16 protein-coding genes and 1 pseudogene are annotated in these 17,446 nt (G+C 69.7%); 7 read left to right on the top strand and 10 right to left on the bottom strand.

Features of this window, described 5'->3' with window-relative positions; translation table 11 throughout:
• Positions 1-73: 73 nt before the first annotated feature.
• The 4 genes from rplI to rpsF form a co-directional block, all read right to left on the bottom strand.
• Positions 74-520: a 50S ribosomal protein L9 gene (gene rplI / locus O3438_RS22710; protein WP_088987066.1), complete on the bottom strand. Its 447-nt coding sequence runs from the start codon at positions 518-520 to the stop codon at positions 74-76.
• Positions 521-534: 14 nt separating this feature from the next.
• Entirely contained in the window at positions 535-774 is a 240-nt protein-coding gene (gene rpsR, locus O3438_RS22705) for a 30S ribosomal protein S18 (protein WP_013289355.1), read from the bottom strand.
• Between the two features lie 41 nt (positions 775-815).
• Positions 816-1,349, bottom strand: coding sequence for a single-stranded DNA-binding protein (locus tag O3438_RS22700; RefSeq protein ID WP_030331808.1), 534 nt, complete (start codon positions 1,347-1,349; stop codon positions 816-818).
• An 81-nt stretch (positions 1,350-1,430) separates the two neighbouring features.
• A complete protein-coding gene (gene rpsF / locus O3438_RS22695; RefSeq protein ID WP_036411437.1) occupies positions 1,431-1,721 on the bottom strand; it encodes a 30S ribosomal protein S6 in 291 nt (96 codons plus the stop codon).
• A gap of 638 nt (positions 1,722-2,359) precedes the next feature.
• Between rpsF and O3438_RS22690 the strand changes: the two genes are divergently transcribed.
• On the top strand, positions 2,360-3,151 hold the full coding sequence (locus O3438_RS22690; protein WP_269681804.1) for a deoxyribonuclease IV: 792 nt from the start codon (positions 2,360-2,362) through the stop codon (positions 3,149-3,151).
• Complete coding sequence (locus O3438_RS22685) at positions 3,148-5,571, top strand: hypothetical protein (protein ID WP_269681803.1); 2,424 nt, start codon at positions 3,148-3,150, stop codon at positions 5,569-5,571. The genes O3438_RS22690 and O3438_RS22685 overlap by 4 nt, the downstream gene beginning before the upstream one ends.
• A gap of 117 nt (positions 5,572-5,688) precedes the next feature.
• Here the strand turns inward: O3438_RS22685 and O3438_RS22680 are convergent, their stop codons facing one another.
• The 3 genes from O3438_RS22680 to O3438_RS22665 form a co-directional block, all read right to left on the bottom strand.
• Positions 5,689-7,194 carry a glycosyltransferase family 87 protein gene (locus O3438_RS22680; protein ID WP_269681802.1) on the bottom strand — a complete coding sequence of 502 codons (1,506 nt, stop codon included), beginning with the start codon at positions 7,192-7,194 and terminating at the stop codon, positions 5,689-5,691.
• A gap of 125 nt (positions 7,195-7,319) precedes the next feature.
• Positions 7,320-10,169 (bottom strand): transglycosylase domain-containing protein, encoded by a 2,850-nt coding sequence (locus O3438_RS22675; RefSeq protein ID WP_442929638.1) that lies wholly within the window; start codon positions 10,167-10,169, stop codon positions 7,320-7,322.
• A 197-nt stretch (positions 10,170-10,366) separates the two neighbouring features.
• Positions 10,367-10,813, bottom strand: a complete 447-nt coding sequence (locus O3438_RS22665; protein ID WP_269681799.1) for a DUF5318 domain-containing protein — start codon at positions 10,811-10,813, stop codon at positions 10,367-10,369.
• Positions 10,814-10,988: 175 nt separating this feature from the next.
• Between O3438_RS22665 and O3438_RS22660 the strand changes: the two genes are divergently transcribed.
• The gene (locus O3438_RS22660; protein WP_030331823.1) at positions 10,989-11,627 is read left to right on the top strand and encodes a PadR family transcriptional regulator; all 639 of its coding nucleotides are present in this window, start codon (positions 10,989-10,991) and stop codon (positions 11,625-11,627) included.
• Positions 11,628-11,650: 23 nt separating this feature from the next.
• On the top strand, positions 11,651-12,730 hold the full coding sequence (locus O3438_RS22655; protein ID WP_269681798.1) for an inositol-3-phosphate synthase: 1,080 nt from the start codon (positions 11,651-11,653) through the stop codon (positions 12,728-12,730).
• Between the two features lie 93 nt (positions 12,731-12,823).
• Here the strand turns inward: O3438_RS22655 and O3438_RS22650 are convergent, their stop codons facing one another.
• The gene (locus O3438_RS22650) at positions 12,824-13,774 is read right to left on the bottom strand and encodes a hypothetical protein (RefSeq protein ID WP_269681797.1); all 951 of its coding nucleotides are present in this window, start codon (positions 13,772-13,774) and stop codon (positions 12,824-12,826) included.
• A 141-nt stretch (positions 13,775-13,915) separates the two neighbouring features.
• A pseudogene (locus tag O3438_RS22645) lies at positions 13,916-14,014 on the bottom strand (MGMT family protein); the annotation flags it as partial.
• A 60-nt stretch (positions 14,015-14,074) separates the two neighbouring features.
• On the opposite strand from O3438_RS22645, the gene O3438_RS22640 reads away from it, so the two are divergent.
• Positions 14,075-14,704, top strand: a complete 630-nt coding sequence (locus O3438_RS22640) for a hypothetical protein (protein ID WP_269681796.1) — start codon at positions 14,075-14,077, stop codon at positions 14,702-14,704.
• Here the strand turns inward: O3438_RS22640 and O3438_RS22635 are convergent.
• Positions 14,687-15,166, bottom strand: a complete 480-nt coding sequence (locus O3438_RS22635; protein ID WP_269681795.1) for a methylated-DNA--[protein]-cysteine S-methyltransferase — start codon at positions 15,164-15,166, stop codon at positions 14,687-14,689. The genes O3438_RS22640 and O3438_RS22635 overlap by 18 nt on opposite strands.
• Positions 15,167-15,254: 88 nt before the next feature.
• Here O3438_RS22635 and O3438_RS22630 point away from each other — a divergent pair, with 88 nt between their 5' ends.
• Together O3438_RS22630 and O3438_RS22625 are read left to right on the top strand one after the other, a co-directional pair.
• Complete coding sequence (locus tag O3438_RS22630) at positions 15,255-15,767, top strand: hypothetical protein (protein WP_423469208.1); 513 nt, start codon at positions 15,255-15,257, stop codon at positions 15,765-15,767.
• Positions 15,768-15,795: 28 nt separating this feature from the next.
• Positions 15,796-17,328: a flotillin family protein gene (locus O3438_RS22625; RefSeq protein ID WP_269681793.1), complete on the top strand. Its 1,533-nt coding sequence runs from the start codon at positions 15,796-15,798 to the stop codon at positions 17,326-17,328.
• Positions 17,329-17,446 lie beyond the last annotated feature (118 nt).

Raw genomic sequence — 17,446 nt, 5'->3', positions numbered from 1 at the left:
GTCGACTGACGACGTACGCACGAGGGCCCGCACCGATTGCTCGGTGCGGGCCCTCGTTGTGGTGTTGCGGACGTCAGCCCTGAACGACGTTCAGGTTGAACGACGCGGTCACCTCAGGGTGCAGCTTGATCTTCACCGGGTAGCTGCCGGTCGACTTGATGTGACCGGGCACCTCCAGCCGGCGACGGTCGAGGACCGGGCCGCTGGCCGCCTTGACGGCGTCCACGATCTCGGCCGGAGTGACCGAGCCGAAGAGCCGTCCGCCGTCGCCGGCGCGGACCTTCAGGTTGACCTTGAGACCCTCGAGCTGAGCCTTGACCTCGTTGGCGTGGTCGAGGTCGCGGATCTCGCGGGCCGAACGGGCCCGCTTGATGACCGTGACCTGCTTTTCCGCGCCCTTGGTCCAGGCGATCGCGAAGCCCTGCGGCAGCAGGTAGTTACGGCCGTAGCCGTTCTTGACCTCGACGATGTCGCCCGGGGCACCGAGGCCGGACACTTCCTGAGTCAGGATGATCTTCATATCGGTGCCTCCTCTCAGCGGGTGGTGGCCGTGTACGGCAGGAGCGCCATCTCACGGGCGTTCTTGACCGCGCGGGCGATCTGCCGCTGCTGCTGCGAGGTCACGCCGGTCACCCGGCGAGCGCGGATCTTGCCGCGGTCGGAGATGAACTTGCGCAGCAGCGCGGTGTCCTTGTAATCGATATAGGTGATCCCGTCCTTGTCGAGCGGGTTCACCTTCTTCTTCGGCTTGCGAAGTGCCGCAGCCTTGGCCATTGCACGTGCTCCTGGTTTGCGATCGCGGGCGCTCGGCGCCATTAGAACGGTGGCTCCTCGTCAAAATTGGCGCCCGAACCGGCACGCGCGGGAGAGGGAGCGGCCGAAGCCCAGGGGTCGTCGAAGTTGCCTCCGCCGCCACCCTGGTTGCCACCACCACCGCCACCGAAGCCGCCGCCACCGCCGCCGGAGCGGGACATCTTCTGCACCTTTGCCGTGGCGTAGCGCAGCGACGGGCCGATCTCGTCGACCTCGAGCTCGATGACGGTGCGCTTCTCACCCTCGCGGGTCTCGTACGACCGCTGACGCAGCCGGCCCGACACGATCACCCGGGCGCCACGCTGCAGCGACTCGGCGACGTGCTCGGCGGCCTGACGCCAGACGGTGCACGCGAGGAACAGCGGCTCGCCGTCCTTCCATTCGTTCGACGCCTTGTCCATGAAACGGGGCGTCGAAGCGACTCGGAACTTGGCGACCGCAGCCCCGGAGGGGGTGAACCGCAACTCGGGGTCATCGGTCAGATTGCCGATGACCGTGATGGTGGTGTCTCCTGCCATGACCATCTCCTCGCGCACTCAGCGTCTCGTCGTACAGGCTGCCAGAGCCCTCTGACAGAGTCGCGGAGGCTGATCCGGACGAACCGGGGGGTTGAAGGCTTAGCGCATTTCCGGTCGGAGGACCTTGGTGCGCAGCACGGACTCGTTGAGTCGCAGCTGGCGGTCCAGCTCGGCCACCGCAGCAGGCGTGGCCTGCAGGTCGACGACGGCGTAGATGCCCTCTGCCTTTTTGTTGATCTCGTACGCGAGGCGCCGGCGGCCCCACACGTCGGTCTTCTCAACCGAGCCACCCGCGGTCCGAATCACGTTCAGGTACGTGTCGAGCGACGGGGCGACGGTGCGTTCCTCGAGGCTGGGGTCGAGGATCACCATGATCTCGTAATGACGCAAGACGTGCTCACCTCCTGTGGGCTAAGCGGCCACGGTCCTTCCGTGGCAGGAGGTCTTGTGTCGCTGCCCGCACGCGCCGAGGGACCCCGGCCGGACGCGGACAACCTGACCAGGATACCCGGTCTCAACGATCATGCCCGGGGCGGTGGGGTCAGCACGCGGACATGCGGACGGGGGCCCACCCTACGACCGTCTGCCGGCCGTTGATGGACCCCCGTCTACGAGGCCGCGAGGCGTCTGGTCCGCATTCCTTGGGTGGGACCTGGGGAGGAACGACCACACCGATGAGGTTGGACCGAAGACGCCCCGCGGAGCTTTATCGTGTTGTTACCTGACGATACAACAGCACTCGTACCTTGTCGGGGGAAAAAGCACAAATTGCCGAGATTTTCATCGGTAGGCGTCTGAGATGCGGGGGTCCCCTCCGCCGCGCCGGGCCGCACGGCGGAGGTGACCTCGCTGTCGGCCGTCGACCCTCCGGTCGCCTGCCACGGCGCATCCACGCCGCCGGAGGCACCAGGCACTGGTCGCCGGTTCACACGCATCAACGATCGTCGGTCCGGCCGGTGACGCAACCGCCCCGCGACACCGCCCGGCCGTCACCCGGCCGGTCAGGGTCGCGACGTAGGCTCGCTCGCATGCGTATCGGAGCCCACGTCGATTCGACCGACCCGCTGGCGGAGGCGGCCGCCCGGTCCGCCGACACCGTGCAGTTCTTCCTCGCCGATCCACAGGGATGGAAGGCGCCCAAGCCCCGGGAGGACGCCGAGCGGCTACGCACGGCCGAGGTCGACCTGTACGTGCACGCGCCGTACGTCATCAACGTCGCCACCCTCAACAACCGCATCCGGATCCCCAGCCGAAAGCTGCTGCTCGGGCACGCCAACGCGGCCAGCTCGATCGGGGCCAAGGGCCTGATCGTCCACGGGGGGCACGTCAACGCCGGGGACGACCTGGCCGTCGGCTTCGACAACTGGCGCAAGACATTCGCGTACGCCGCCGACTCCGGTGGCTTCGGCGTGCCGGTCCTGATCGAGAACACCGCCGGCGGCGACAACGCGTGCGCCCGGCGACTGGACGCGCTCGCCCGGCTCTGGGACGCCGTGGGCGACTACGAGGTCGGTTTCTGCCTGGACACCTGCCACGCCTACGCGGGAGGCGAGGAGCTGCTCGGCCTCGTCGACCGGGTCAAGGCGATCACCGGGCGGATCGACCTGGTGCACGCCAACAACTCCAAGGGCGGGTTCAACTCCGGCCAGGACCGGCACGACAACCTCGACGGCGGCACGATCGATCCGGAGCTGGTCGTCGCGGTGATCCGGGCGGCCGGGGCTCCGGTGGTCGTCGAGACACCGGGCGGTGTGGACGGTCAGGCGGCCGACATCGACTTCCTCCGCCAGCATCTCGGGACGGCGAGCCCGGCAGCATGACCACCGGACAGCCCGAGACCGGGAAGGCCCGGCCCACCCCCGCCGGCTCGGACGCCGAGAGCCGGCCTGCTCCCGCATCCGCGTCGGGTGCCCCAGCCCAGCCAGCTCGCTCCTCCGACACCCGCTCCGACGCGAGCCCCGCGGAGACCGACAGCGCGGCGGCCGCCCCGGTCGTGGACAGCACCGCGGCCAAGGACGGCGTCCCCGCGACGGACGGTGTCTCCGGCAAGAACGGCGTCCCCGGCAAGAACGGCGTCCCCGGCAAGAACGACAAGAGCGGCAAGAGCGGTAGAGACGGCAAGGACAGCACGGGCGGCACCCCGGCCACGGACGGGATGGGCAACAACACCCCAGCCACGGGCAGCGCGGACAGCAACGGCGGCGCGGACAGCAACGGCGGCAAGGGGAGCGAGGACGGCAAGGGCGGCACCCCGGCCAAGGACGGCACCCCGGCCAAGGGCGGCAAGGAGAGCGAGGACGCCGAGTCCAGCGCCTCGCCCGAAGACAGCAAGAACAGCCCCACGCAAGGCGCTGCGGCCGAAGCCAGACCGCCGACGACCAGGTGGTGGCGTTGGACAGGTAAGGGCAGGAGAGCGGGCAAGACCGACGGTGACGCGAAGACCGACGGTGCGGCCACGCCGGTCGTGGCGGACCGTTGGGAGGCGTTCGCCTCCGCGCCGGAGCCGCAGCCCTCCGTCTTCACCCGGGCAGGCCGTGCCGTCGGCCGTTTCCTGATCCACGAGTGGACCCTGGCGAGCCTCTGCTCGCTGGTGCTGGCCGTGCTGATGACCTGGCCGACCCTGCGCTACCCCCGCTACACGCTGCCCCAGGACTACTGGGACCCGAGCTTGCAGGCGTGGCAGATGGCCTGGTCCGGGCACATCCTGCTGGCCGACCCGGCGCGTCTGTGGCAGTCCAACACGTTCTTCCCCGAGCTGTGGAGCTTCGCGTTCTCCGACACCCTGCTCGGGTACGCCCCGGCCGGCATGCTCGGCAGCGGCCCCGAGGACGCGGTGCTGCGCTACAACATCATGTTCGTGCTGGCGCACGCCCTCGCCACGCTCGGCGCGTACGCGCTCGCCCGTCAGCTCGGGGCTGGTCGGATCGGCGGAGCCGTCGCCGGCGTCAGCTACGCGTACGCGCCATGGCTGCTGGCCCAGGCCGGGCACCTGCACGTCATCTCCAACGGCGGGATTCCGCTGGCGCTGGCGATGTTGGCGCGCGGGCACGGCTGGTCACTACGGCACGGCTATCGACCCGAGCGCCGACATGACGGGTGGGTCTACGGCGGTTGGCTGGTGGCGGCCTGGCAGCTCAGCCTCGGCTTCGGCATCGGGCTGCCGTTCGCGTACTTCCTGGCCGGCGCGGTGCTGGTCGCGGTCGTCCTCTTCTACGTGCGGCGGCTGCGCACCCGCCGGGCGGTGCCGTTCGGTCGTCGGTTGTTCGTCGCCGACGTGCTCGGCGGGTTCTTCTTCGCCAGCGTGGGTCTGTTGATGGCGTACCCGTTCTTCAAGGTGACCGAGCTGCACCCGTACGCCGAGCGGACCATCGACGACATCAGCATCTTCTCGCCTCCGGCGTCGGGTTTCGTGACGGCGCCCGCCGAGTCGCGGATCTGGGGTGGTCTGCACGAGGGCGCTCGCGCCGCGCTGCCGTGGCACCCGGAGATGACCCTGCTGCCGGGCTTCGTGCTGTACGCGCTGGCCCTGGGCGGGTTGTTCTTCTCGGTGTGGCGACTGCGGCACCGACTGCTGCTGCTCGCCGGTGTGCTGGTGACCATGGCCTTCGCAATGGGCACCCGCTTCTTCGACGGCACCGTCACCTACGTGCCGCTCTTCGAGCACGTGCCGGGCTGGAGCGCGTTGCGTACCCCCGGTCGGTTGATGTTGTGGACCACGTTGTTGCTCGGCCTGCTCGCGGCCGGCGCGGTCACCGCGCTCACCGACCGGGTCCGCGAGTTGACCGCGCAGCGGATCCCGTCGTGGCCGGGGCCGTGGCTGCGGATGGCCACCCTGCTGCCGTTGCTGCTGGTGACCGTCGAGGGCCTGAACACCACGCCGCACCCGGTGGTGCCGACCCAGCCGGCCGCGATGCGGTCGGCGCAGGGGCCGCTGCTGGTGCTGCCCAGCGACCAGAGCCTGGACCAGCACGTGATGCTCTGGTCGACGAGCGGTTTCCCCGACGTGGTCAACGGCGGTAGCGGCTTCACCCCGCGCCAGCTCGACGACGTTCGTCGGGTGAGCCAGTCGTTCCCCGACCAGACCAGCGTCGACTACCTGCGCACGCTCGGTGTCCGCACTGTGGTGCTGCTGCGCGGCCAGGTGGTCGGCACGCCGTGGGAGATCACCATCGACACACCGGTCGAATCGCTCGGCATCAGCCGGCAGGACGTCGGGGACGCTGTTGTGTATCGGCTCTGAAGCTTAGGGCGGTTTTTCGGGGAGCCCGCCCGGCTCCGGGCGGTCAGGCTTGATCCCTGCGCCGGGCGGGCTCCCCGAAAAACCTGACGTGGTCCGGGCCGCGTTATAGCTAAGGAATCACGTGGTTGCTGGCTCCCGTGCGGGTTCGTCGTTATTCGGCTTGAGGCGCCAGCGGTCCAGCCAGGGGGCGTCTGGTGCGCCGTCGAGCACGCCACCGTCCGGGTCGTCCCGATAGGTCGCCCGCACCGCGTCCCGCTCGGGGTGCAGGATCTCCTTGACGACCAGGACGCAGAGCACCACCACTGTGGTCAGCCGGAGTGTCGAGGCCAGCACGAACACCCCCTCCGGGAAGACCGGACGACTGGTCGCCGCCCCGAGCAGTTCCCCGTAGAAGGCGACGAAGTAGCAGACCTCGGCGATCTGCCAGGCCAGGAAGGCGCCCCACTTCGGACGGGCGAGCACCACCAGCGGCAGCAGCCACAGCACGAACTGCTGGGACCAGACCTTGCTGAAGATGAGGAACGCCGCGACCACCAGGAACGCGAGCTGCGCCAGCCGCGGTCGGCGCGGCGCGCGCAGCGCCAGCACGGCGACACCGAGGCAGGCCAGCCCGAACAGCGCGTACGAGACGGTGTTGAGCGTGGGGATGTTGGCGTTCAGCCACTCGAACGGGCCGAGCTGAGCGGGGTCGTTGCCGACCTTGCCGTCCAGGTAACGCCCGATGTACCAGAGCGTTCCCCAGTCGATGGGCCGGGTGGTGTTCAACTCGAAGAAGCGGTCCCAGTTCTCCGGGTACGCGCGTGCGGCCGGCAGGTTCACCAGCACCACGGCGGCGATCGCCGTACCGGTGGCGACGAGCGCGGCGCGGATCCGGTCGGCGCGCAGCGCCAGGACGAGGATCGGCCCGAGGAGGAAGAGCGGCCACAGTTTCGCCGCGCCGGCGAGCCCGAGCAGCACCCCTGCCACCGCTGGCCGTTTCCGGGCCCAGGCCAACAGGCCGAAGGCGGCCAGCCCGATGGCGAGCAGATCCCAGTTGACGGTGGCGGTGAGCACCAGTGCCGGGGCGAGCGCGAACAACGCGGCGTCCCAGGGTCGTCGGCGGCGAAGGGACAGGATCACCGCCACGGTGGCCACCGCGAGTGCGCCCAGCACCAGCGCGTTGAGGTTGTAGAACCACTGGCCCTGGTTGATGCTCGGGTCGTCGGCACCGACGGCGTGCACCGGCAGGCCCAGCGCCCCCATGAAGTAGCCGGTCAGCACCGGGTACTCAACCGGGTGGTCGCGGTAGGGGACCTTGCCCTCGTTGAGCCCTTCGGCGTAGTAGAGGGCCAGGACGTCGGTGTAGCAGAACCGCGTGTACTGGACGTTGTTCTGCCAGGCGCCGTCCTGACAGGGCGACTTCTGCACCCAGTGCAGCGCGAGCGTGAGGCAGGTCAGCGCCAGCACGATCCGGACGGCGGTCCAGAAGCGACCTTCCTGGCCGGCCGGTCGGTCCAGCGCTGTCGCGTGGTCGCCCAGCGGCCCGCCGATCGCGCTGGACAAGCCGCGGACGAATCCGTCGGAGCGTGACGGGTGGTCGGTGGTACCGGCGTCGTCGATGCCGGGCGTCGACTGGGTGCTCATGAAGAGGCATCCTGCCGTACGACGGGGGTGCCCGTCCCGTCCCAACGCGGAGATCCCGGGTACGAAAACACCGCCGCCGGCCGGGACGTGGCGTCCGGCCGGCGGCGGTGTGCAGAGGGTACGGGTCAGTCCCGGTTCGGTGGCAGGCCGGGCAGCACTCCACCGCCGCCGCCACCGCCCCCGGGTCCACCAGGACCACCGCCTGGGTTACCGCCGGGGTTGCCCCCCGGAGTGCCGCCGGGGTTGCCCCCCGGGATACCGCCGCGCGGGCAGAACGGGTCGGTGAGCGGGTCACACGGCGGACCGCCCGGCGGCGGCGGCGGGGCCACCGGCTCCTTGCCGTTGCCCTTCGTGACGTCACCCTCGCCCGTGATGCTGGGCAGGGGGATCTCCTCCTGGCCCCTGAGGGCGGTGTTCATGAACTTCTCCCAGATCGGACCGGGAAGCGTCGAACCACCGATGTCCTTGCCGTTGGCGAGCCGGATCTCCGGCTTCTTCGGGTCCCGACTGCCCACCCAGACGGCAGTGGCGTTCTGCGGGGTGTAGCCGACCGTCCAGGCGTGCGAGTTGTCGTCCTTGTCGTACTCCCAGGTGCCGGTCTTGGCGGCGGACTGGCGGCCGCTCTCCAGCGAGAGGTTGTTCGACCCGGCCCCGGGGATCTGCTTCAGGACGCCGGTGACCTCGTCGGTGATCTTCTTGGAGATCCGCTGCTCAGGCTTGATGCGCTCGCTGCCGACCACCTTCCACTTACCGGTGTCCTTCTCCTGCTGCTCGACCTTGAGAACGAAATGTGCCTTGATGTACTTGCCGTCGTTGGCGAAGGTGGCCATCGCGTTGGCGTGGTCGAACACGGTGATCGGGTACTTGCCGAATGCGGTGTAGTTGTCGAACGGGGTGGGGCCCTTCTTCGACAGGTCGAAGGCCTGCGGCGGGTCGACGCCCCACATGGTGGTGACGCCGGCCTTCCGAGCCATGTCGACCACCTTGCCGGCGCCGATCGTGTCGGCGACCCAGTAGAACGGCACGTTGTACGACTGGATCGTCGACTCTTCGAGGGTGCACCACTTGCCGCACTTGAGGTTGGTACGGCCAGCGTTTCCGATGGCGACCGAGGAGCCCTCCGGCTTGTACGGCGTGGGGTCCCAGTGCGACTTGACCGAGATGCCGGCCTCGATCGCGGCCGCCAGGGTGTACACCTTCATCGACGAGCCCGGCTGGTGGCCACCGGTCAGGTCACCGTTCTTGTCGATGTTCTTGCCGGCGTAGTCGAAGTCGGCACCGCTGTCACCGCCGTAGTAGGCGAGCACCCGACCCTTCTTCGGGTCGATCGACACCATTGCCGCCATCAGGTTCTTCGGCTGGTCGTTGAGCTCGGAGCCCTTCTTCGACTGCATCGCGGTGTTCTCGGCGGCGGTCTGCAGCTTCGGGTCGATGGTGGTGGTGATCCGGTAGCCGCCGTCGCGCAGCGCGTCGACGCAGCTCACCTTGCCCTCCGCCCCGGTGTCGGAGCAGAGGCCCATCGCGTCCATCTCCTGGCGGACGTAGTTGATGACGTTGCCTCGCGGGCTGTCGACACCGAACCCGTTGCCGCCCTTCTTCGGCGGCAGCACCTTGGGGTACTCGGTGGGCGACGCGGGCCGGTCGGGGGCGTCCACCCAGCGTTCCTTCTTCATGCCGCTGATCACGTAGTCCCACCGCGCCTTGGCGTCGGTCGGGTTGACCGCCGGGTCGAACCCTCGGTGGGTGTCGCTCGCCACCGGCTGCTTGATCACCGCCGCGAGCACCGCGCCCTCGCCCACGCTGAGGTCCTTCGCGGACTTGCCGAAGTAGGTCTGCGCCGCGGCCTCGATGCCGTAGGCACCGCGTCCGAAGTAGATCACGTTGAGGTAGTGCTGCATGATCTCCGGCTTGCTGTACGCGTCGTTCAGCTTGGAGGCGAGGATCGCCTCCTTCACCTTCCGGCCGTACGTGTCGTCCTGGAGGTTCTCGAACGCGTTGCGGGCGTACTGCTGGGTGATCGTCGAGGCGCCCTGCTTGTCGCCGCCGGAGATGTTGTTCCATCCCGCCCGGACGATGCCCTTGTAGTCGACGCCCGAGTGCCGGTAGAAGTTGCGGTCCTCGGCTGCCGCCACCGCGTCCTGCACGTGCTTCGGGATCTGGTTGATGGTGACGAAGGTGCGGTTCTCGCTGCCCAGCTTGGCCAACGCGGTCTTGCCGTCCTTGGCGTAGACGGTGGTGGAGAGCGGCAACGGCAACTCGTCGGGCATGACCACGTTGGTCGAGTAGTAGGTGAAGCCGACCACGCCGACGCCGGCGAGCATGATGAAGGCCGCGAACGCGGCGATCAGCAGGTTCATCCGCTTGCGCTTCTTCGACCGTCCCGCGCTCGAGTCACCGGCGCCACGGCCGCCGCGACTCGGACCGGTGGGGCCGCCCGGGCCGCCGGGCCCACCGGAGACCGGTGAGACGCTCGCCCGCGCGACTGCGGCACGGCCACCCACCGACGCGGAGCCGACACTGGCCCGGCCCGCCGAGGCGGTGCCGACCGAGGCCGCGCCGACGGCGGCGGCACCGACAGCGGCCCGACCTGCCGGGGCGCCGGGCGCCGGCGACACGGGCACCGAGGCCCGGCCCGCGCCGGCACGTCCGGCGGCCGGTGCCGGCGACACCGGCACCGAGGCCCGCCCGGAGCGGCCCGGGGTTGCCGAGCCCACCGAGGCGGATCCGGCGGCCGCGGCACCGCGCGGCGGCACCGAGGCCGATCCGCCGACAGTGGCCCGTCCACCGGTGGCCCGCGGTGTCACCGAGGCACGACCCGGAGTCGCCGCGCCACCCTCCGAGGCCGACCAGCCACCCGCGCGGGAGTCACCGCCGGATCGGCCGTGCGCGTTGGCCGCGCCGGGTCCGGGGTCACCGTCCGGGCCCGGGTACTGGGCCCGCCCGCGCGCAGAACTGGGATCGCCGTACGAGTTCATTCCTCACACCCTGCCGGTCGCGGTGGGGCGCGACTGCGCCGCCACCGGGTTGCCGTGAGTTGCTTCACCCGGGACGACGGCACGGGGGTGCCGCTTCACCGAGGTACTTGCAGTATCAATCGGGCCAATCGGACTAACGAGCGGTCGACCGTCCCGGGTTTCGCCTACGGCCCCGGGGCCGGTCCAACCTGCTGCGTTCACCGTTGCGCCTCTCGCCTCCGCCGACCTGCGCCTTCGGCCGCCGCATCCTGCTCGCCGGCGCCCTCGTTGTCGCCGACCAGACCGTCCCGGCCGAGCAGGTACTGCTCGACGAGATGGTTCCAGTCACAACCGAGGCACACCTCCACCACGAAGACCTGGAACTCACGCAGCGTCATCGCCAGCACGGGCAACTCCGTGAGTGTCCGGGCCTGCCCGGCGGACTGCTTGAGTTCGTCGCCGTAAATGTAGTGGACGAGAGTCAGATTCTCGCTCCGGCAGATCGGGCAGCGCCGGTCGGTCGGCTCACCGTGGAAGCGGGCGGCGTTCTTCAGGTACGGCGATGCGTCGCAGACGTCGTACGTGCCGACCCGGCCGGCCAGGAGCTCACGCAGCACTGCTCGCTTCTGGAGCGAGTAGTCGACGACCTGGCGCTGCGTACGCATGCGGAGAAGGGTACGCGGTCCGGCCCGACCAGGCGACCATGCTCACAATCCGTGACGACGACACCTCGGAGAGGGGGTTTGCCCTGGCCGGTGCGACCCGCTAACGTGCGATGTATCGGTCCGATACATCGCGGCGGTTACCACTTCCCGCCGGAGGGTAAAGAGAGGGTGGCCAGTGCTTGAGTTCGCCATCCTCGGCCTCCTGCAGGAGTCTCCGATGCACGGCTACGAGCTGCGCAAGGAGTTGACCGCCAAACTCGGCGCGATCCGGGCGGCGATCAGCTACGGCTCGCTCTATCCCACGCTACGCAGGTTGCAGGCGGCGGGATGGATCACCGAAGCTGCCGAGACGCCCGCCACTGCCGAGGAGGTTCCCGCGCTGACCAGCCGACGAGGTCGGGTGGTCTACAAAATCACCGCGGAGGGCAAGGAACGCTTCGCCCAGCTGATCGCACAGGCCGGGCCCGAGACGTACGACGACACGGGCTTCGGGGTGCACTTCGCGTTCTTCGCCCGGACCGACCAGGCGACCCGCCTGCGCATTCTGGAGGGTCGCCGCCGCAAGATCGAGGAGCGTCGCGAAGGGCTTCGCGACGTGCTGGGCCGGGCGGCCGAGCGCCTCGACGCTTACACCTTGGAACTGCAGCGCCACGGTCTTGATGCCTGTGAGCGCGAGGTCCGCTGGCTGGAGGAGCTCATCGCCAACGAGCGCTCCGGCCGAGCCCCGACGGTCCCGAACATCGGGACAGCCGGCGGCCGACGAGAAGACAACAGCCCGCCTCCGCCTGGAGAGACCAGGAATGAGCGGCCGTGACAGAAAAGAAGGAGGCAGACGCTATGGGCTCCGTCCGCGTCGCCATCGTCGGTGTGGGTAACTGCGCCTCGTCCCTGGTTCAGGGCGTCGAGTACTACCGGAACGCCAACCCGAACGACCGCGTCCCGGGTCTCATGCACGTCGCCTTCGGCGACTACCACGTCAACGCCGTGGAGTTCGTCGCGGCGTTCGACGTGGACGCCAAGAAGGTGGGCATGGACCTCGCGGAGGCGATCGTCGCCAGCGAGAACAACACCATCAAGCTCTGTGACGTGCCGCCGACCGGCGTCAGCGTGCAGCGCGGCCCGACCTTCGACGGTCTAGGCCAGTACTACCGCGAGATCGTCGAGGAGTCCGACGCCACCCCCGTCGACGTGGCGCAGGCGCTGCGCGACGCGCAGGTCGACGTCGTCGTCTGCTACCTCCCGGTCGGCTCCGAGCAGGCCGCGAAGTTCTACGCCCAGGCCGCGATCGACGCCGGTTGCGCGTTCGTCAACGCCCTGCCGGTCTTCATCGCCTCCGACCCCGAGTGGGCCAAGAAGTTCGAGGACGCGGGTCTGCCGATCGTCGGCGACGACATCAAGAGCCAGGTCGGCGCGACCATCGTGCACCGCGCTCTCGCGAAGCTCTTCGAGGACCGGGGCGTCGAGCTGCTGCGCACGTACCAGCTCAACTTCGGCGGCAACATGGACTTCATGAACATGCTGGAGCGCAAGCGACTGGTCTCGAAGAAGATCTCGAAGACCCAGTCGGTCACCTCGCAGATCCCGCACGAGATGAGCAAGAGCGACGTGCACATCGGCCCGTCGGACCACGTGCCGTGGCTGGACGACCGCAAGTGGGCGTACATCCGCCTCGAGGGTCGCTCGTTCGGTGACACCCCGCTGAACGCCGAGCTCAAGCTCGAGGTGTGGGACTCCCCGAACTCGGCCGGCGTCATCATCGACGCGGTCCGCGCCGCCAAGATCGCGCTGGACCGGAAGATCGGCGGCCCGATCCTGTCGGCCTCGTCGTACTTCATGAAGTCCCCGCCGGTGCAGTACGCCGACCACGACGCCCACCAGGCTGTCGAGGAGTTCATCGCCGGTGAGGTCGCGCGCTGACGCGCTGAAACAGCAAGCACCGGTGAGGGCCGGGTCCGTTCGGACCCGGCCCTCACCACGTTCACAAACCTCGCCGTTGGTACGGCGACCGCCCTACTTCCAGCTCGGCGTACCCGCCTGGGCCTTCGCGGCACGCTTCGCCCTGCGCTCCTCGGCCGACTCGGCGCCTCGCGCCGTCGCGCTCGCGGCGAAGGGCAGGATGCCCGGGTTGACTGCACCGACACCGACCACGAACGCCACCACGTCGATGATGATGTGGGTGGTCCGCGCGGCGTAGATGGAGATGACGTCGGTCGCCTCGTCGTTGAGGTAGCCGACACCCGACATGAACGAGTTCGCCACCACCTGGTTGGTCAGGTAGTTGATGTTCGAGAAGTTCGCCGGACGCGGGGTGCCGTACGGGAAGATCTGCACGAAGCCCGAGGCGACCGCCGTGGTGACGGTGAGGTTGCCGAAGAGGGCGTCCCCGAAGTAGACGAAGTCGCTCAGGTCGACGTGGATCGTCTGACCGTCCCGCAGGCGACCCGAACTGTCCAGGGTCGTCGACGACTTGTTCAGGATCCGGGCGCGCGAAGCGGCCGAACGAGTGTCGATGACCCGCTGCGGCGAGACCGGCACGATCTGATTCGAGTTGCCGCTGGTGTGCACGTACTCCAGGTACTTGCCGCCGCCGTACGCCGCGACCACCTGAAGGTTGCCGTACGTGTCCATGCCGACCGAGCCGCCGGGCGAGTCGGGGTGCAGCAGATCGCCGCTCGGCGTCAGCTGCAGCGCCGGCCGGGCCAGCACCGTACCGTCGGAGTCGGTGGTCTCGTTCGTGCTCGTCAGCTGCAGAGTGGCACCAGTCCCGTTGCCGACCAACGCCGTGGTGTTGGGGCCGGCAAGGTTGCCGGTACCAAGGATCAGCGGGTCACCGGGCGCGGCCTGGGCCGGCGCGGCGGCGGTGGCGCCGACCACGGCGGTGCCGGCCACACCGGCGGCTACGGTGCCCGCCCGGCGCAGCAGCCGGCGACGGTTGACGGTCTTGTCTTCGTTTTCGCTCATCGGTCCCCCATGAGTCGGCAAAATGACGCCCGATCATGACGGTCGGGGCGGAGTGTCCACATCGCCCGATCGGTCAATACCCATGCCCCACTTCGATCTGACGCGTCCGGCCGGGTCGGTCAGGACCATGCCGTTGCAGGGTCACCCGGCTTCCAAATCCAGCAGGTACACCGTGCGCGGCAGACCGCCCCCGAAGCCGACGAGCCGCCCACCGGCACCGACGATGCGGTGACACGGCACGTGATCCTCACCACCGCCTACGGGACCGCGGGCGGCAGCGAGGCTCCTGATAATCCAGTCATGGCCTCCCGGACCGGCACCTCGGCGACGATCGCGCACCTCGGCCGGCCTCCTCGGCCCCGCATCGTCGCGCTGGCCTGCCTGCTGTTGGCACTGGCCGCCGTCGCACAACTCGCCGCGCTGCCACTCATCTACTGGCACCAGAGCTTCTTCCACGAGGCTGCCAGGTCCTTCGAGCCGGCGAGCGGGGTCGCCTTCGCCGGCTTGGGCAGCACCGCAGACCTGGCGGCCGACCTGTTGACCGCACTGCTGTCACTGGCACTCCTCGCGCTGGCCGCCGCCAACGTGGTGGGGGTGAACGGCGCACGGATCGCCTCCTGGGCCACGGCGCCCTTTCTCGCCTGCTGCGCCACCATCGGTGTGGTCCGGTCTCCCCGGCCGCTCTACTCCGTGTATTCCACCGAGGACATCGACCGGATCACCGTGCTGGCGCGGGACGCCATGCCGGGCTGGCTGGAGCCCCTGCTGCTCACCCTGGGTGTGGGCGCGCCGGTGGCCATCGTCGTCGCGCTGGTCCTGCTGGCCCTGCCTCCGGCCAACGCCTTCTTCCGGCGGCGGCCCCCGGCCGACCCGCCGTGGCTGGCCCACTCGGGTGGTGACGTGCCGAGGAACTCAGTGCCAGGCGCGTAGCAGGGCGACTCCGGCCTCCAGCTCCAGCAGCTTGACCTTGCGGGGCAGACCCCCGCCGAAGCCGACAAGCTTGCCGCCCGCGCCGACGATCCGGTGACACGGCACGATCACCGGCACCGGGTTTCGGTTGCAGGCCACGCCCACCGCCCGGGCCGCCCCGGGATCGCCGACCAGGCGCGCCACCTCGCCGTAGGTGAGCGTCTCCCCGTACGGAATCCGCGTCATCTCCTGCCACACGGCCCGCTCGAAGTCGGAGCCGCGCGGCATCGAGACCGGGATGGTGAACGCGGTCAACGCACCGGCGAAGTACGCCCGCAGTTCGGCCACCGCCCGCTGGGACAGCGGGTCGCCGGGCTCGTCGACCGCCGCGTCGACCCGGCCGAAGGCGGCGCCGCAGACGTTCGTGCCGTCCGTGGCGACGGAGAACTCCCCGATCGGTGAGTCGAGCACGGTCCAGCGCATCAACCCATTCTCCCCGACGCGGCTGCCAGTGTCGGGCCGAGCGCCACTCGGCCGTTCGGCGTTGCGTGGCGTCGATACCGTCAAGGTCGTGGCAACGGGGACGCTCATCTTTCTGATCATCGGTGGGGCGGGCATCGGGGTGCTCGCGCTCGCCCTGCTCGGCACCGAGCTGCTCCAGTTCGGGCACGCCGACGTGGACGGCCCGATCTCGGTCGAGACGGTCGCCGGCTTCGCCGGAGCATTCGGTTTCGGCGCGGCCATCGTCAACGAACTGCTCGGTGCGCGTACACCGGGAATGGTCGTCGGCGCGGTGGTCGGCGGCGTCCTCGCGGCCGTCCCCACCGGTTGGTTGGCCTCCCGACTGAGCCGGGCGGCGCGCAACATGCGCACGGACCCCACCCCCACCCGTGACGACCTGGTCGGCGCGCTCGGCCTGGTCGTCACCCCGGTGCCGATCGACGGGTACGGCGAGGTCCGGATCCGCCTCGCCGGCCAACCGGTCAAGCTCAGTGCCCGTGCGGACCAGCCGATACCGATCGGCGCCCAGGTGTTCGTCGTTCAGGCGCTGAGCGAGACAAGCGTGCAGGTCGAGACCTACTGATTTCCCCCTCGTAGACGGGACTCCTTATATGGCCCTGTTAATCGCCATCGGTGGCGCGGTCCTCCTCGTGCTCATCCTGGTGCTCTTCGTGCTCTCCCGAATCAAGGTGGCCGGGCCGAACGAGGCGTTCATCGTCACCGGTCGCAAGGGCCGCACCACGCAGACCGCCGACGGCGGGCGGTCGACCGACACCTCCGGGCAGAAGGTCGTGCTGGGCGCGTCGGTGTTCGTGCTGCCGGTGGTGCAGAAGCTCCAGTCGCTGGATCTGTCCAGCCGACGGATCGACGTCGGCATCCGGGGTGCGGTGAGCAAGCAGGGCATCCGCGCCGACCTGCACGGCGTGGCGATCGTCAAGGTCGGCGGGACCGAGGACGCGATCCGGGCTGCCGCCCAGCGGTTCCTGCACCAACAGGACGAGATCGACAACTTCACCCGCGAGGTGCTCGCCGGCGCACTGCGCTCGATCGTCGGTCGGCTCACCGTCGAGGAGGTCATCCGGGACCGGGCGGCGTTCGCCAGCGCCGTGGCCGAGGAGGCCGAGCACTCGATGACCAACCAGGGCCTCGTGCTGGACACCTTCCAACTCCAGGACATCCTCGCCGAGGGCTCCTACCTGCAGGACCTGGGTCGGCCGGAGGCCGCCCGGGTGCTCAAGGACGCGGCGATCGCCGAGGCGCGGGCCCGGCAGCAGGCCGAGCAGGAGCGCCTGCTCGCCGAGGAGGCCATCGCCGAGGCGAACCGGAACCTGGCCCTCAAACAGGCCGGCATCCAGGCCGAGATCGACGCGGCGAAGGCGAAGTCCGCCGCCGCCGGCCCGCTCGCGCAGGCGGAACGGGACCAGGCGATCCTCTCCGAGCAGCAGAAGGTCGCCGAGCGCAACGCCGAACTCAAGCAGCGCCAACTGGACACCGAGGTGCGCAAGCCGGCCGACGCGGCCCGGTACAAGGTGGAGCAGGAGGCGGAGGCGTCGCGCAACGCGGCGGTGCTGCACGCGGACGCCCAGCGACAGTCGGTCATCGCCGCCGCGCAGGCCTCCGCCGAACAGGCACGGCTCACCGGTGAGGGTGAGCGGGCCCGGCGTGCCGCGCTCGCCGAGGCGAACGCGATCGAGGGCGCCAAGGAGGGTGAGGCCGAGCAGCGTCGGCGTTCCGCCATCGCCGAGGCGGTCGAGCGGGAGGGCCAGGCCGAGGCGGCGGCCATCCTGGCCAGGGGTGAGGCCGAGGCGGACGCGATGGCGCGCAAGGCCGAGGCGTTCGCCGCGTACGGGGAGGCGGCGGTTCTGGACCTGCTGGTCAAGGTGCTACCGCAGGTGGTGGAGGCGGCCAGCGCCCCGATCGGTGCGATCGACAAGATGACTGTCATCTCCACCGACGGTGCGTCGTCGCTGACGAAGTCGGTGGCCGGCAACGTGGCCCAGGGGCTCCAGCTCGGCAGTGACCTGACCGGAATCGATTTGGCCGGTCTGCTGGCCCGTCTCGGCTCGGCGTCGACGCCAGCCGGCAACGGCGCCTCGACCGGCAAGGGCGTGGCCGTGGACGGGACCGCCGTCGAGACCCGCTGACGCCGCACGACGACGGGCGCCGCTCCCGGGTGGGGGGCGGCGCCCATCAGATCCACTCGGGTTACTGGAAACCGGGGTGTCCTGCGATCGGGACACCCCGGTTTCCGTCAACCCGAGT

The organism is Micromonospora sp. WMMC250 (assembly GCF_027460215.1).
Taxonomy (GTDB): Bacteria; Actinomycetota; Actinomycetes; order Mycobacteriales; family Micromonosporaceae; genus Micromonospora; species Micromonospora taraxaci.
Note: the sequence above shows the minus strand (reverse complement) of the source record. Positions and strands in the feature narration are given on the sequence as shown.

Coding starts and splice junctions, on each gene's coding strand:
- rplI (WP_088987066.1), bottom strand. CDS start 520: ATGAAGATCATCCTGACTCAGGAAGTGTCCGGCCTCGGTGCCCCGGGC.
- rpsR (WP_013289355.1), bottom strand. CDS start 774: ATGGCCAAGGCTGCGGCACTTCGCAAGCCGAAGAAGAAGGTGAACCCG.
- O3438_RS22690 (WP_269681804.1), top strand. CDS start 2,360: ATGCGTATCGGAGCCCACGTCGATTCGACCGACCCGCTGGCGGAGGCG.
- O3438_RS22685 (WP_269681803.1), top strand. CDS start 3,148: ATGACCACCGGACAGCCCGAGACCGGGAAGGCCCGGCCCACCCCCGCC.
- O3438_RS22680 (WP_269681802.1), bottom strand. CDS start 7,194: ATGAGCACCCAGTCGACGCCCGGCATCGACGACGCCGGTACCACCGAC.
- O3438_RS22675 (WP_442929638.1), bottom strand. CDS start 10,169: ATGAACTCGTACGGCGATCCCAGTTCTGCGCGCGGGCGGGCCCAGTAC.
- O3438_RS22665 (WP_269681799.1), bottom strand. CDS start 10,813: ATGCGTACGCAGCGCCAGGTCGTCGACTACTCGCTCCAGAAGCGAGCA.
- O3438_RS22655 (WP_269681798.1), top strand. CDS start 11,651: ATGGGCTCCGTCCGCGTCGCCATCGTCGGTGTGGGTAACTGCGCCTCG.
- O3438_RS22650 (WP_269681797.1), bottom strand. CDS start 13,774: ATGAGCGAAAACGAAGACAAGACCGTCAACCGTCGCCGGCTGCTGCGC.
- O3438_RS22640 (WP_269681796.1), top strand. CDS start 14,075: ATGGCCTCCCGGACCGGCACCTCGGCGACGATCGCGCACCTCGGCCGG.
- O3438_RS22635 (WP_269681795.1), bottom strand. CDS start 15,166: ATGCGCTGGACCGTGCTCGACTCACCGATCGGGGAGTTCTCCGTCGCC.
- O3438_RS22625 (WP_269681793.1), top strand. CDS start 15,796: ATGGCCCTGTTAATCGCCATCGGTGGCGCGGTCCTCCTCGTGCTCATC.